Raw genomic sequence first — 13,129 nt, 5'->3', positions numbered from 1 at the left:
GCCGGTTGTGTGGTTTATGCGACGCTTACATTATCTTGGCCGGTTGGCCGGTTGTGTGGTTTATGCGACGCTTACAACGCTCTGCAGATGAATGTGTACAAAAGCTGGAGAGTGAACTTGATGAACTGCAAACAGAGCTAGATAGCCTTGCACAGCAAAACGCAAAACTGTTAATCGAAAACGCGGAAATGCGGGGCAAGCTTGAAGCTCAAAGGTAAATTCAGACCCCCACATCTTTAATGCATTCAATGGCACTTCGCTTGGGAAGCTAACCAGGTATGCTCCAATCTCTTGGCGATACTCCGTATGAGCCTAGTTCATCTCGACGATCCCTCTCTTCTAACGCCTCAAGCAGCGACCTTCTGCCTTGACTTGTTAAGTGGCACTTGCACTGAGCACACTGATGAGCGATGCCACAACACTGAGAAAAACAGCAATTGCTGTATATACGGATGCTTTTTTATTAAAGTCTCCTGCCTTCTCAATACCTAAATAAACTGCCCTTATCCACTCAGTTGGGTTTGATTCAACAGGAATAGGTTGCAGCTCGCCGTTAATCATTTCCATAGGCATAACCATAACCTTACTGGATTGATACCAATAATATGCAGAGGCGCAACCTGACAAGAGTGTCGCTACTGCGAGAACTCCTAATAGTATATTCATAATTCCTATTGCCACTTAACGCCACGCTCTGCGGAAATATAGGAGCCTCAGCGAGTAAACTTTCCGTAGTAGCGCCTTGTTAGTTTCACAACCTAAATACCACTTCAAACTTCTCTCCATTGTTTAACCTTTCCAATCCTGAGTACAAACTTTTAGTATGCATTGGTTCAACCGCTATTCTTGATGCTTGGTAGTATTTCACACTTGTATTTGGAAAGTCGCTTAGAAAAAAAATAGATTTAACTTTTGCTAGTTCTTCCTCTGTTATCTCTATATTTTCAAGTAAAAAAGGTCTGCGATAGTCAACTTTAATACCTGTTCCTTCAATAAACCAGGCTGGTAATTGCGTAAGCTCTACAAGAGGGCCAGTTCTGTACCTTACCTCTGCATGAACAAATTCATGCGCTATCACGTCTGTGTTCAGCCCCTTAGGGCCTAGAAATATGCACTCTCTAAAGAACCCTGATGCTTGCATGCCCGTTGGATTAAAGCCAAAACTGGAGTACTTTTCCTCAGTTGTAGCAATAATTCTTGGTGAAGATATAGGGTTACCATACACATTTGAAACTCTTTCGATTGCATCATTTATTGCTTCTATCAAGTTCGATTTCTGTGCTTCGTCAAGACTGTCATCAACATAGAGATTTGTTGAAATCTTAGAAAAATGTGTCTGCCCGATCATTTCGCATGCTATCGCATCCTTTTTAAAAAAGATAAAAGACGCAAAAAGAAGCAATATAAAAACAGATAAAAGAATTTTAAATATTCGCACAAACTTTCCTTGTGAAACTAACGCCCGCGTAAAACGCGCGAGGTACGAGCGTCGCCTTTGACGCGATTGTTACAACGAACTACCACTCGGCCCCCAATATCTCCACAGTTGACTGTGCCAACTCCATATTTTTTTTGTGGCCATCGTCCTCGGTCAGCAATTGCCCCAAGAACGACAGCGTCAATAGGTTTTTTGTAGCTTCCTTGAATCGTGTTTTCTTCGGAATAGCACGCAAAACGATTGCAAGCCACCGAGGAGAGATCGAATAATACGATGCCTTTATGTTGGCCATGCACGTTCGTATTTCGTCTTGGGCTTTGTAATACCTGTCCCGATATCCTTGATCATCATCTTCGCGCAACCTGGAGTGGAGCAGGTTCGAGTAGAAGCTTAAAAGCATGACTGCTTCGGCCTTATATTGTCGGTACCTTTGAAGCGGCTCGATGAATAACTTCAAGAACAGCTGCGATGCCGCATGAATTATGAAGCCACCCAGTATAGTCACAGTCCCAGTAATCAGAATTTTCTCGAAATCATCCATAGTGACCTAGTTGTAACATTTGTATTTTGTGCGTGCGCACTTCGGAATTCGTTCAATTTATAGTTTTTCTTCTTAAGTTACTGATCAAGCTAAGATGCCTGCCTCGAAAGGTTTCGAGTTAGCAAAGGCAATTTGAGCATGCTCAGTTACACTCCACCGAGCGCACAATATCTAACCTTTAGTTTTTGTTATGTAATTGACATTAAACGACTTAAATAAACAACTCAACAACAAAGCGCGCAATATTGCCGAAGTGAAGATGCCGTCCATCATTGGTCTCACCCACACTTACTAATAACGGGGCGGCTAGTCACTAGTTGAAGTAGGCCGAAAGTCAGAAAGTCGGCTTTTCGCTCGTTGCTGACCTTTGGCTTAGAACCTGGCGCCTTCTCTCTGCTGACAAGCTTGTCCTGGCCCAATGAAAAAGGTAAAGGATAATGAGCTTGGTACAGGCACTAACTACTGCTAGTAGCAATAGAGGCCAGCCATTTTCGAGTCCCATGGCAAAAGCAAATGCGATTGTCGACATATCCATAAGCAAAATGAATTGACTCATCTTGATATCTAGTGCACCGGTGCTGCCTAACTTAAGAACCTGGATGATTTGATGAATATAACCTTGTGCAAGGAAGATGGTAATTACAACAATCATTACTGTCATTAAATGACGTCCTTCATCTTCGTATGTGCCTGCCGTCAGTCCGAAAATGGCTCCTGATGCAAGCAAGAAAATCGCGAAAATAAAGAAAGTTAGAGGGGCAGCAGTTTTCCGGTCAAACCATATTTCATACAAAATAACAGCTACTAACAGAGCCGCGGTCAGCCTCGGCCAAACAATGAAATGATTAAAAGGCTCTATTGACATGCCATATACAAAGAAAGAGTAGTAAGCCAAAAAGCTCACGAAAAACTTATTAAGAGAGAGGGCCTCAGTTGCTCTATTCAGGTTACCTTTTTTCCGTGACCAAATAGTCCGTACCTGAGAGAAAACACCAACCAAGCTGACTACAATCAAGATTGAATTCAAAGTCCCAAAGAAGTTGAAAAGCATAGCATTCGGATCTAATTTGTTTGTCGACAATATACATTCGTAAGCTCTTTTTTATAAATAAGCTTCAGTTATTATCGGTATATTGTCGACAATTTTTCGGTAATACGGTTTTTATTGCTTAACCGAAGTGGAGAGTGGACTTGAAACTTCTGAACTGCTTGAGGTTTGATAATTATCCGTACTGAATTGGCTCTGATAATCTTTTTGTAAACTCAAAGCCTTTGAAAATACTTCCTGTGCTTTTTCTGTTTTCCCTATACTCCAGTACCCAAATGCGAGTCCATCATGAACGTCTGGAACATCTGGATAACGCGCAGTCAAAAACCGTAAAAAAGGAATAGCTTCGTGACCTTTTTCGTCAGCAATGAGTTCCCTTGCTAAGTCCGTTACAACTTTACCCATAAAAGAGCGATAGCCTGCTTTTTTATAAGCAGCCTCAAATTCCGATACGAATATTTCCTCATTCTTTTGCTTATAAAAACGGTAAGTAAAGAGTTGAGGTGAAACTTTTACGTCTGCGTATTCGCCTGTTGCCACCAGACTTCTAAGTCTTGATGAGAGGCGTTCAGCAACTAAACGGTCTGTATTTGCCAGTACAATCACCCAAGTGCCGTTGACAAAATCAAGTTCTACGGCAGTGCTCACACCAACCCCACCGCCAAACGCCAGCCACTGCTGTTGGTCTTTTTGTAGTGCCCTGAAAGTCTTTAAACTGCTGGCTGACAACAATTCTTTATCTATGAACAGATGATGGTAGAAGGCATAAAGCTCAAACACACTCATTTGGCCGCCTCCATCAGGAGATTTATGCTCGCGCAGATTCGGCGGTACCGGCAACCGCCTCCCGTCATAACTCAAGTGATAAGGCTCGGCTAACGTGTTTTGTACATGACTGACTTGCTTAGGAGTAAGTACGTTCCGTGAAGGCTGAAAAACATTTTCCTCGAGCAGCTTCCAATAATCCTGGTCGGTTGTTTTCTCGAGAATCGCTCCAAGCACAATGTAGCCATAATTCGAATATTTCCGGTTGCTGCCGGGTTTGAACAGCAGGGGATGATGTCGCAAAACTTCCAATTTTTCACTGATGTTTTCGTATTTGCTTGGGTTCTTACGGTATTCCGCTGTAAATATGTCACCAAAACCAGAGCGATGTTCCAGTAAGTGTTTTATTGTGATGTTCTGCGTCTGCGGATCTGTGAAACCCAGTGAAAACTTATCGAGAGTATCGTCAAGATTCAATAACCCTTTATCATGAGCTTGAAGAACTAATACGGCAGTAAGGTTCTTTTGAATAGAGCCAATATCAAAACGTGTTTGTAGAGTCACCGGCTCTGGCACAGAATCATCTGCATAACCCGCAGCTTTTGCTAACAAAGGCTTGCCATTTTTCATGACGAGTACAGAGCCAGAAAAGCCAATTTGTTGATGATACTGATCTAATAGCTTATCAAAGGCGCTATTGGCTTCAGCCTTTACGACCAGGAAAGTCAGACTCATGAGAAGTATAAAATAAGCTATAAATTTCATTACGTTCCTTGTGCAGTTAGAAAATCATATTCCGGTTAACACGTTAACTATCCAGTCTCCCCAAATCTGTGAACGGAAAACTGTGTAAATTGAGATCGCCAATAGGATAAACAGGGCAAGAGAAGTAAGGGTACTCCAGTGAAGGCGGCGATCCGTTCTCCAGTCATACACCATAATTGATAAGTAGACCGATAACATAATGATCAGCATCCCGTAACCCGGCAGGCCCAGCACATGAGTAATACGGGACAGACTTTCGGGCATCATTTGTATAGCAGAGGCCAACATAAATCGTTTGTGATGTGTCGGGTTACGGATATTAAGCAGGCCCAAAATGTATAAAGCTGCAAATATGGTCCACTGCAAAAAGGTGCCACCTATCAAGCCTCCTGCTCGTATTCGTGCGTTTGCATTGGAAGGGTCAAAAGCACCCATATTAACCAGGTAATCGTATAGTCCCAGCACCATCATTATACCAGTCGACAAGATAGCTATTACCAGCACGACACTGAGTTTTCCCATACGTTTATGTGCTTCTATACGACCGTTTCTGGACAACCTTAACTGATTAATAAGTAACAGGTACCAACCAGCACTGCATGCTCCATGCAATCCTATCCATAAAGTGAATCGTCCAAACTGTTCATGGTTGACGATCCCATTAAGAATGAATCCAGAAAATACAACGACAGTAATGAAAACGGCTAAGCGTGAGAAGAAAGTTGAATCCTGGAACTGGGGCCTAGTCTTGGGAGGCGTTCTTGGTGTTGAGGTCGTGTGCGTCAAAATATCTCGGCTCAATAATTATTGTAGTAGCTTTTTAGAGCCCTACAAGTTGGTTAAGATTACTAACTTTCGGATCAGAAATAATGCTTAATTAGGTTTATCTTATTACTTTTAAATTCGAACAAAGTAACCAATGCCTCTTTGTTTTTTTCAGGATCTGAATTACCTTCTTTATCAGTGCAGGGGTGCAAATATTCGACGGTGACCGCATTAAGTCCTTCAATAACATTCTTTATCTGGATGTCGCACTCGCCATAACTTCCTAAGTAGTTAAGGAGGCCTTCTTTATATTCATCTTTGGATAGAATTGCATCAAATCTGGGGTGTTCGAACGTTGCGTCTTTAGTAAGTAAGGCCAGTAAGTTATTAACATCACTTTCTTTTGAGTCTCTATGTTCTACGGCTTTTTGGGCTTCGAAATATTCGTTAACCTTGGCGGTCAGCTCGCTGGCAAGTGTTACGTTTGATAGTAAAAGTGAAGCAAGCATTGCATAAAAATATTTCATTTATCTTCCTTGAGGGAGTTTAATTTAATATAAGGTGTTTTTCTAATGCCCAGTAATACACCTGTATATTTTTAGTATTAATAACAGACAAGACCCGTCTTTGCTAGTACATGACTTTATAAAAACTGAACCGTTCGTATGTGGAAATGCTAACTGAGTCTGAGTCATCAGTGTCAGCCTTTCGCTCATAGCAAATCTTCGCTTCGTGCTATTAGATGGCCATCTGCTTCCGTAGATCGATTTTCACTAGCATCAGGAAGTCGTTATGGTAATGTTAACTCTAAGTTAACAAAAATTTAAAGTGTAAGTTCGATGAAGAATGCCTCCGCTATACTGTTAAGCCTATTAGTCGTTTTCCTCAGTTTCACTACTCATGCCTCATCAGTGACCAAACAGCTGGAGATTCAACATTCCGAGTTTGAAGTTCCTCTGGTATTTAACGTCGTATTGCCATCAGGTTACCAACAGGAAACCTCCAGGAGTTATCCAGTGCTTTTTGACTTTCATCCTCATGCAACTACCTATCTAAGAGGGATGCATGACTGGATGAGTCATAATGGAGAATGGCCTTGGCTCAAAACGATTATTGTCACACCGGCGCAGGGGAATCCGGTGGGGCGGCTTTTTGACAGTTCTGGGGAAACAACGCCGCTACTCGATTTCTTTGAACAAAAATTGTTTACTGAACTAGATGATACCTACCGCACTAACGGATTTCGTATCATGAGCGGGTTTCGGCATAACGGTAGTATTGTGTTGTCAGCATTATTCAGGAAGCCGGACTTAATGAATGCGTATATTGCGGTCAGCCCAGAGCTTAAAAATGACTTTGTTGGCTTGCAATCAAACGCTCAAGAGATGCTATCTAAACTTGATAAGAAGCCGCGCTTTTTACTCTTCAGTTATGGCACCAATGTCAAAGAAAACCATCAACAGGCTGATTATGTAAGGCTTAGCAAGCAGCTTCAGCAATATGCACCTTCCAGCTTAGACTGGCACGAAAGGCATCTCGCCGATAATTACTTTATGTCTTTGCCTATATTGTCGACGGTTACAGGCATCGAAACGCTGTTTGATGATATTCATAATGGTTTAGCACCTGACTCCGCTATTTCTCAAAAAGGTGTTGACGCAATAGTGGCACATTACCAGTTTCTATCTGATGAGAAATATGGATTTGAAGTATCTCCTAAACGCTCGATTCAGAATCTCGGCAACCACCTCATGGAGTCTAAGTCTGAAAAGGGTCTTTCTGTATTAAAACAACTCATAGAACTCTACCCAGGTGACTCTTACAGTTACCATTACGTTGCCGAAGCTTATGCAAGCTTAGGAGACTTTAAAAGCGCGGTTAAATTTCAAACGGATGCGGTAAAGCATTCGGAGAGTCAGCTAACATGGCATAGAAAAAAACACAGTGCCGCTCTGAAGCAATACCAATCAAAACTTATTAGCAAATAAAGGGCGTTAACATTACTCCATTGCTAGAAAACCGTCAGCTACACTGTATTGCTATCGGCACTAAATTGTTGTCTATAATAGGTTCAGGGACCATAACCGACACACGTCTTGGTAAAGTTTTGTTATAAAAAATGGTGTAGGTTGTGTAGGAAATTTGAATCTCCTTTACTCTGTGTTTTACTAAGAATTCACTCTAATAAGTCGTTATACGCTAGGCTGTTGAATGGAACTTAACCAGGTTACTCTACCAGTAAAAAATATGGATGATGCCGTAAGCTTTTATCTTACTCTCGGTTTTACTCAAATCGTCGATACACCGCATTACGCTAGATTTTCTTGTCCAGAGGGCAATTCTACATTTTCATTATCACTTGAAAGCGACGACTTTGAGAATAATTCGATAATTTACTTCGAACATGAAAATCTTGACGAGCTTTACCAGCGTCTTTGTCAAAAAGGAATTCAGTTTGAGCAGCAACCTACCGAGCAACGCTATCTATGGAAGGAAGCAATATTAAGAGATCCATCTGGTAACAAAATCAAACTTTATTGGGCTGGTGAGAACCGCTTGAACCCACCGTGGAAAGTTGAGAAACGCGCATAACAAATTAAGCTGGACGTTAATGTCCGATCCTGGCTCTATGACACCCTGCGAGTAGGACTCTAAGGCCGTTAGGAGCCAGTAGTAAAACTGAGATTATCCGCTAAGGGAAATAGCTAAATAAACCGGCACATGCCCAAGCCTAATTCTTGACCGTTACGAGGTTTAAAACCATGTTTTCGATAAAACGCTTCTTTTCCTTTTGCTGCTAGTAGTCCAACTGTTGAACCAGGTGGGCAATTGACAGCAATGTACTGATTTATAGATTGTATGATTTGAGAGCCCAAGCCAAGGTTCTGATGTTCTGGATGAATGATGACATCCTGAACATAGAAGTACATTGAGCCGTCGCCAATTAAACGGCCACAGCCAACCATTCGATTGCCAAGATATGCTGAAACCCAGAATAAAGAAGAATTTATGCTGTTTTGAATAATTGGTAATTCTGGATTTTCCCAACCAACAGACCTTCTAATTAATGCGAAATCTGATGCATTAGGTGGCTCTTCTTTTAAAACAATCTGAGATGCTGGCATTCCGTAGTCCTAAAGGTGTATTACCTCGATTTTGCAAACTACATTACCTTGTAGGATAGAGAATGCCAATGTCTGCTATTCGGCTGTGAGTTCAAAGCGGACATAAAGTCTTTTGCTTAGCTTCTGCTTTAGGGGTTGTTTAAGGTATACCCCGTAAATTAGTAAAACTCTCAATGCTACTTCCAGTGAGCTTTTGACAAAACGGATTAACCATGTAATCTCAAGTCGCTGATTTAAAACAATACACAGTAAGCTTTATGCCCTAGTGCCTCCATAAAAAAGGAATTGTGATGAGACATAAGTTTTTACCTGCCTTTGTATGTTTAATGTTATTCATCTCCATGCAAGCCAGTGCTAAAGTCCGGGGGGAGTCAGTAATAGTTAGTATTGATTCTGAGGTTTTGGATGAGTCACGTGAATTGATTATTCATCTTCCAAACAATTATTCACGTTACACCGATACTTCTTATCCCGTTTTATATCTGACGGATGGGCAGCGAAACTTCGCGCATGCTGCCGGAACATTGGATCTACTAAGTCAGGATGGAATGGCACAGGAGATGATTATTGTTGGCATAACTAACACGCACCGTGCGCGGGATTTCACACCTACCCATGATGAAAGCTATGATCAATGGGGCATTTCTGGCGGGGCAGACGACTTTCTTAATTTCATCGAGGCTGAGCTTAAACCTTTTATAAATTCAAATTACAGAACAAATAATTACGCGATCCTTTCCGGCCACTCACTTGGCGGCTTATTATCTGTATATGCACTGCAGTCAAGACCCGAAATGTTTCAGGCTTATTTCGCTTTCAGTCCGAGCCTTTGGTGGGATAGCGAAGTCATTTTTTCTGATGCTGCAAAATTCTTGAGCCAACCAGAAGACTTAAATAAGTACCTATACGTAAATATGGGGAATGAGGGCGGGCAAATGCTTAGTGCATTTGAACGATATAAAGAACTATTGAATACCAGCAATCGTGAGGGGTTCAGCTACGACACTAATCTGGATGTATCTGAGAGCCACAATACGACAGCTCTAGCAGGTATGAGCCTCGCGTTTCAAAAGCAACTCACTTCACTGCGACCTTCTGGAGCAGTAATCGAGGAAGGGGTTACAGCCATACAACAATACTATAAAGACCTTTCTAAAAAATATGGGTATAACGCCAAACCAAGCTACAAAGCTATCAATCACGCTGGGTACAATGCTTTAGAAAAGCAGGACTATGATACCGCAATCTCAATTTTCAGAAGTAACACCGAAAGTTATCCAAACAAATCTGATGGATATGACAGCCTCGCTGATGGTTATGAAGCAGCTGGTAAATTAAATAAAGCTCTGGAGATGAGAAAGAAAGCGTTAGCAATTAGCTACAAAGAAAATGTTGAAAATAACGCACTTAAAACCCGACTTGATAACTTGCAGCAGAAAATAAGCGGTGACCAGAAATGAAGTCATCATGAGTTGTATGGTTCTACTCACTTCCTTTGAAGCGGGCAACTTGGACCAAGAACTATTATAGTTCTTGGTCGATGCTAAATATAAATTTAGTATTTCTAATCATTTAATGACGGCTCATAGTAATTCATTTATCTTATCGATTGCTTCAGATGCATTTTTATTGTGCTCATCTAGCGAAAGTGATTTTTCATATGCTATTAGGGCTTTCTTAAATTCTTCGTTGGCAAGATAGGCCTCTCCGAGACTGTCAAAAGCATTTGAAGACTCAGGGTGTTGTTTTGCATTGAGCTCAAAGGGGTTCTACCCCTTTATCACGGACGGTTTAAAATCGCACTAAACTGCTGATCTTGTTTTGCCAGTCTACGACGCATTCTTGGATTATGAAACCGTTCAATATAATCAAAGATGTCTGAACGTGCTTCATCTCTTGTTCGATAGCGGCGGTAATTCACTCTTTCACGCTTCAATATCCCGAAAAATCCTTCACAGGCGGCGTTGTCGCTGCAGTGACCGACTGCGCTCATGCTGCTGATCAGGTTATTAAATTTGAGAGCACGCTGATAATCACCACTGGTAAATTGAGAGCCGCGATCTGAATGTAAAATCACAGGCTGATTGGCTGTTCGTTGCCAGACGGCCATTTCCACTGCGCGAATGACCATGTACCGATCCTGACGATGATGCATGGACCAGCCCACTATGAGTTTGCTGTACAAGTCGAGTACAACGCACAGAAACAGCTTGCCTTCGGTGGTTGTCACTTCGGTAATATCGGTGACCCATTTAGTTTCAGGCTCTGCTGCTGTGAAGTCACGTGCCAGATGATTTTTAAGACCAGCGGGTCTGGCGGCCTGTCGCTTTCGGCCTCGTCCTTTCCTACGAGGCCAGCCCTGAACGCCATTGACGGCCATTAAGCGGGCCACACGATTCAGACTCAGCCTTTCACCTTCAATAGACAGATCTTCATGCATACGTGGTGCGCCAATGACACCACCACTGTCCTCGTGGATCTCCTTAATGCGCGTCAGGATCCGCTGATTTTCCACGTCCCGGGCACTGGGTGGTCGTGCTGCCCAGGCATAATATCCGCTGGGCGACACTTTCAGGCATCGACACATTAAGCGTATCGGGAACTTATCGCGGCAACGCTCTATCGCCTGATATCTCAGGACGACTCTTTTGCGAAGAACGTTGCCGCTTCTCGCAAAAAATCCCGTTCCTTCTTAAGCCGGGCATTCTCGCGTTTAAGCCTCGCGATCTCTTCATCGCGGGGATTACCTGAGCCTTTAAAGGCTTCTTTAGAGGATGGCTCGGCTTCACGCCGCCATCGACTGAGCAAATTGGGGTTAATACCGATTTCTATAGCAACCTGGCGACAACTCACACCGGGTTGTTTTGTCAAAGCTACGGCTTCACGTTTAAACTCTGGGCTGTACTTTTTTCGTTTGGTCATGAACACTCCTTATGGGCATATTATGCCTCGTTTTGGATGTGTCCGTAAAATTTGGGTAGAACCCAAGAAAGCTATCGCTGCATTTATTTCTTCAACTTCCATCAGTTGATAACCAAAATAGTTTAAGCCACGTTCGCTGAAACCCTTGTTCGATTTCTGAAGTTGCATATATGACTCTATCGCAGCCTCTATTCCATCCTGGCGTAGCTTAGAATAGAGCTCATCTTCGATTTGTTTTTTTGCAAAAACAACCGGGCGTTCATAAATAATGCTCAAAATGCCTTCTGTCAGAGCACGAAGTGGTGCGCCTCCAGTGTTGTTTTGGATAATAATTGTAATATCATCTTCAATTACACGAATTACGTCACCATTGAAACCAGGCATCATACCCGGATGATGTATCTGAGTGAGCTTTTTACCGAACTTTTCCTTTGGTAGTTCAGTGATCAACCAGCCATAACCATAATTGCGATGAGGCGACGCTGTAAAAGCTCTCTTTTTTAGTGCTTCACTAAATATCTGATTTGAATACAAGGCCTCGCTAAACTGATATAAGTCTCCGACCGTTGAATAAATAGAGCCCGCAGCATAGGTGACAGTCATATCAATATTCTTTGCCGGTTTCAGTCCTCCTAACGTTTTCTCATACCCTTTAGCACTTTTTGGAACAACATAGCCAGAGTAAGAATCCCCGCTGTTATGCATTTTTAGCGGATTGAAAATATAATCCTGCAAAGCTTGTTTATAACTTAACTCGGTCACTTGCTCGATTATTTTACCCAAAATGGAGTAGCCAGCATTGCTATAACTGAACTGACTACCGGGCTGGAACTTCAGGTCTCCACTGCAAAACTTTGAAATAAAGTCATTTAGGCTATAAGGGTTATTCGCTTCTATATCTTTGAAGTCGGGATGACTGAATACGTTTGGGATCCCTGATGTATGGTTTAAGAGCTGATGAATAGTTACTTTACCGCCGGTATCACTGCGATAGCCCGGTAAGTAATCACGGATTGAATGACTTAAATCTATTTTTCCTTCTTCGACTAATTTTAAAATCAGTGCCGCTGTAAGAGGTTTGGTTGTCGAGGCTATTCTAAATCTTGTATCGACAGAGTTGGGGATTTTCCATTCCATATTGGCATAGCCGTAACCTTTCTTTAGCAACACTTCACCTTGATAAGAAACTAATACTGAGCCATTAAATTCATCATTTTCGGCGTAAGACTCAACAAAAGCATCTAACTTTGAAGCCTTGATTTCAGTTGCTCCTACAAAAGCACTGATTAAGAGTAGGGCAGGAATACTTAATAATTTTATATACATAATCATCCTTAGTCGTTCAAAATGAGATAATATTTTCGTTTCTCTGAAAAACTTACCTGAGCATGAGAAAGGAAACATGACTTTAATGGTCCTTTTGGGTGACTTATGGTGACCAATCGATGAAAAATATTTAAAATCAAATAATTAGCAGCTCAGGGTGGAGTTAGTGATGGATGTCTTTAAGGTAGGGAACGACCTGATTTTAGATCCCTTAAACAAGAAGGTGATAAGAAATGGGGACGATATTTCTTTACCAGAACTGTCCTATCGATTACTGCAGGAGCTTGTTGAACACGCTCCTGAGATCGTGCCTCATGACCAACTTATAAAAGCTGTTTGGAAAGACAGAGTTGTCTCTGTAGTGGCAAACTAAATTTGGCCACCTAATTAGAGGTGCTATCATGCACCAAGAGACAATTAGGTGACAAGATGAC

At 42.0% G+C, this 13,129-nt stretch carries 13 protein-coding genes and 3 pseudogenes; 5 read left to right on the top strand and 11 right to left on the bottom strand.

Features of this window, described 5'->3' with window-relative positions; genetic code table 11:
* Nucleotides 1–218, top strand: a pseudogene (locus ACP7H9_RS14065) (hypothetical protein); the annotation flags it as partial.
* A 157-nt stretch (nucleotides 219–375) separates the two neighbouring features.
* Here ACP7H9_RS14065 and ACP7H9_RS14060 read toward each other — a convergent pair.
* The 7 genes from ACP7H9_RS14060 to ACP7H9_RS14030 form a co-directional block, all read right to left on the bottom strand.
* Nucleotides 376–666: a hypothetical protein gene (locus tag ACP7H9_RS14060; RefSeq protein ID WP_133493649.1), complete on the bottom strand. Its 291-nt coding sequence runs from the start codon at nucleotides 664–666 to the stop codon at nucleotides 376–378.
* A gap of 85 nt (nucleotides 667–751) precedes the next feature.
* Nucleotides 752–1,438 carry a hypothetical protein gene (locus ACP7H9_RS14055; protein ID WP_114981802.1) on the bottom strand — a complete coding sequence of 229 codons (687 nt, stop codon included), beginning with the start codon at nucleotides 1,436–1,438 and terminating at the stop codon, nucleotides 752–754.
* A gap of 79 nt (nucleotides 1,439–1,517) precedes the next feature.
* Nucleotides 1,518–1,979 carry a hypothetical protein gene (locus ACP7H9_RS14050; protein ID WP_114981801.1) on the bottom strand — a complete coding sequence of 154 codons (462 nt, stop codon included), beginning with the start codon at nucleotides 1,977–1,979 and terminating at the stop codon, nucleotides 1,518–1,520.
* A 334-nt stretch (nucleotides 1,980–2,313) separates the two neighbouring features.
* Nucleotides 2,314–3,060 carry a hypothetical protein gene (locus ACP7H9_RS14045; protein ID WP_227016334.1) on the bottom strand — a complete coding sequence of 249 codons (747 nt, stop codon included), beginning with the start codon at nucleotides 3,058–3,060 and terminating at the stop codon, nucleotides 2,314–2,316.
* A gap of 81 nt (nucleotides 3,061–3,141) precedes the next feature.
* The gene (locus ACP7H9_RS14040; protein ID WP_114981800.1) at nucleotides 3,142–4,557 is read right to left on the bottom strand and encodes a serine hydrolase domain-containing protein; all 1,416 of its coding nucleotides are present in this window, start codon (nucleotides 4,555–4,557) and stop codon (nucleotides 3,142–3,144) included.
* Nucleotides 4,558–4,581: 24 nt separating this feature from the next.
* Nucleotides 4,582–5,079 (bottom strand): hypothetical protein, encoded by a 498-nt coding sequence (locus ACP7H9_RS14035; protein WP_114981799.1) that lies wholly within the window; start codon nucleotides 5,077–5,079, stop codon nucleotides 4,582–4,584.
* Nucleotides 5,080–5,417: 338 nt separating this feature from the next.
* A complete protein-coding gene (locus ACP7H9_RS14030) occupies nucleotides 5,418–5,849 on the bottom strand; it encodes a nuclear transport factor 2 family protein (RefSeq protein WP_114981798.1) in 432 nt (143 codons plus the stop codon).
* A 312-nt stretch (nucleotides 5,850–6,161) separates the two neighbouring features.
* Here ACP7H9_RS14030 and ACP7H9_RS14025 point away from each other — a divergent pair, with 312 nt between their 5' ends.
* Both ACP7H9_RS14025 and ACP7H9_RS14020 read left to right on the top strand, forming a co-directional pair.
* Nucleotides 6,162–7,310, top strand: coding sequence for an esterase (locus ACP7H9_RS14025; protein ID WP_114981797.1), 1,149 nt, complete (start codon nucleotides 6,162–6,164; stop codon nucleotides 7,308–7,310).
* A gap of 223 nt (nucleotides 7,311–7,533) precedes the next feature.
* A complete protein-coding gene (locus tag ACP7H9_RS14020) occupies nucleotides 7,534–7,914 on the top strand; it encodes a VOC family protein (protein ID WP_114981796.1) in 381 nt (126 codons plus the stop codon).
* A gap of 113 nt (nucleotides 7,915–8,027) precedes the next feature.
* Here ACP7H9_RS14020 and ACP7H9_RS14015 read toward each other — a convergent pair whose 3' ends face one another.
* Nucleotides 8,028–8,447: a GNAT family N-acetyltransferase gene (locus tag ACP7H9_RS14015; RefSeq protein WP_114981795.1), complete on the bottom strand. Its 420-nt coding sequence runs from the start codon at nucleotides 8,445–8,447 to the stop codon at nucleotides 8,028–8,030.
* 290 nt (nucleotides 8,448–8,737) lie between these two features.
* Between ACP7H9_RS14015 and ACP7H9_RS14010 the strand changes: the two genes are divergently transcribed.
* A complete protein-coding gene (locus ACP7H9_RS14010) occupies nucleotides 8,738–9,907 on the top strand; it encodes an alpha/beta hydrolase-fold protein (protein ID WP_114981794.1) in 1,170 nt (389 codons plus the stop codon).
* Between the two features lie 123 nt (nucleotides 9,908–10,030).
* On the opposite strand, the pseudogene ACP7H9_RS14005 reads toward ACP7H9_RS14010, so the two are convergent.
* The 3 genes and pseudogenes from ACP7H9_RS14005 to ACP7H9_RS13995 form a co-directional block, all read right to left on the bottom strand.
* Nucleotides 10,031–10,159: pseudogene (locus ACP7H9_RS14005) on the bottom strand (hypothetical protein); the annotation flags it as partial.
* 57 nt (nucleotides 10,160–10,216) lie between these two features.
* Nucleotides 10,217–11,369 (bottom strand): annotated as a pseudogene (locus tag ACP7H9_RS14000) (IS3 family transposase).
* A gap of 9 nt (nucleotides 11,370–11,378) precedes the next feature.
* Complete coding sequence (locus tag ACP7H9_RS13995) at nucleotides 11,379–12,695, bottom strand: serine hydrolase domain-containing protein (protein ID WP_166649031.1); 1,317 nt, start codon at nucleotides 12,693–12,695, stop codon at nucleotides 11,379–11,381.
* A 169-nt stretch (nucleotides 12,696–12,864) separates the two neighbouring features.
* On the opposite strand from ACP7H9_RS13995, the gene ACP7H9_RS13990 reads away from it, so the two are divergent.
* A complete protein-coding gene (locus ACP7H9_RS13990; RefSeq protein ID WP_114981791.1) occupies nucleotides 12,865–13,068 on the top strand; it encodes a winged helix-turn-helix domain-containing protein in 204 nt (67 codons plus the stop codon).
* The last annotated feature ends 61 nt before the right edge of the window (nucleotides 13,069–13,129 follow it).

It is taken from the genome of Idiomarina sp. ST20R2A10 (genome assembly GCF_051842345.1).
Taxonomy (GTDB): domain Bacteria; phylum Pseudomonadota; class Gammaproteobacteria; order Enterobacterales; family Alteromonadaceae; genus Idiomarina; species Idiomarina loihiensis.
The sequence above is the reverse complement of the archived record's forward strand: the minus strand, read 5'-3'. Positions and strand labels throughout refer to the sequence as shown.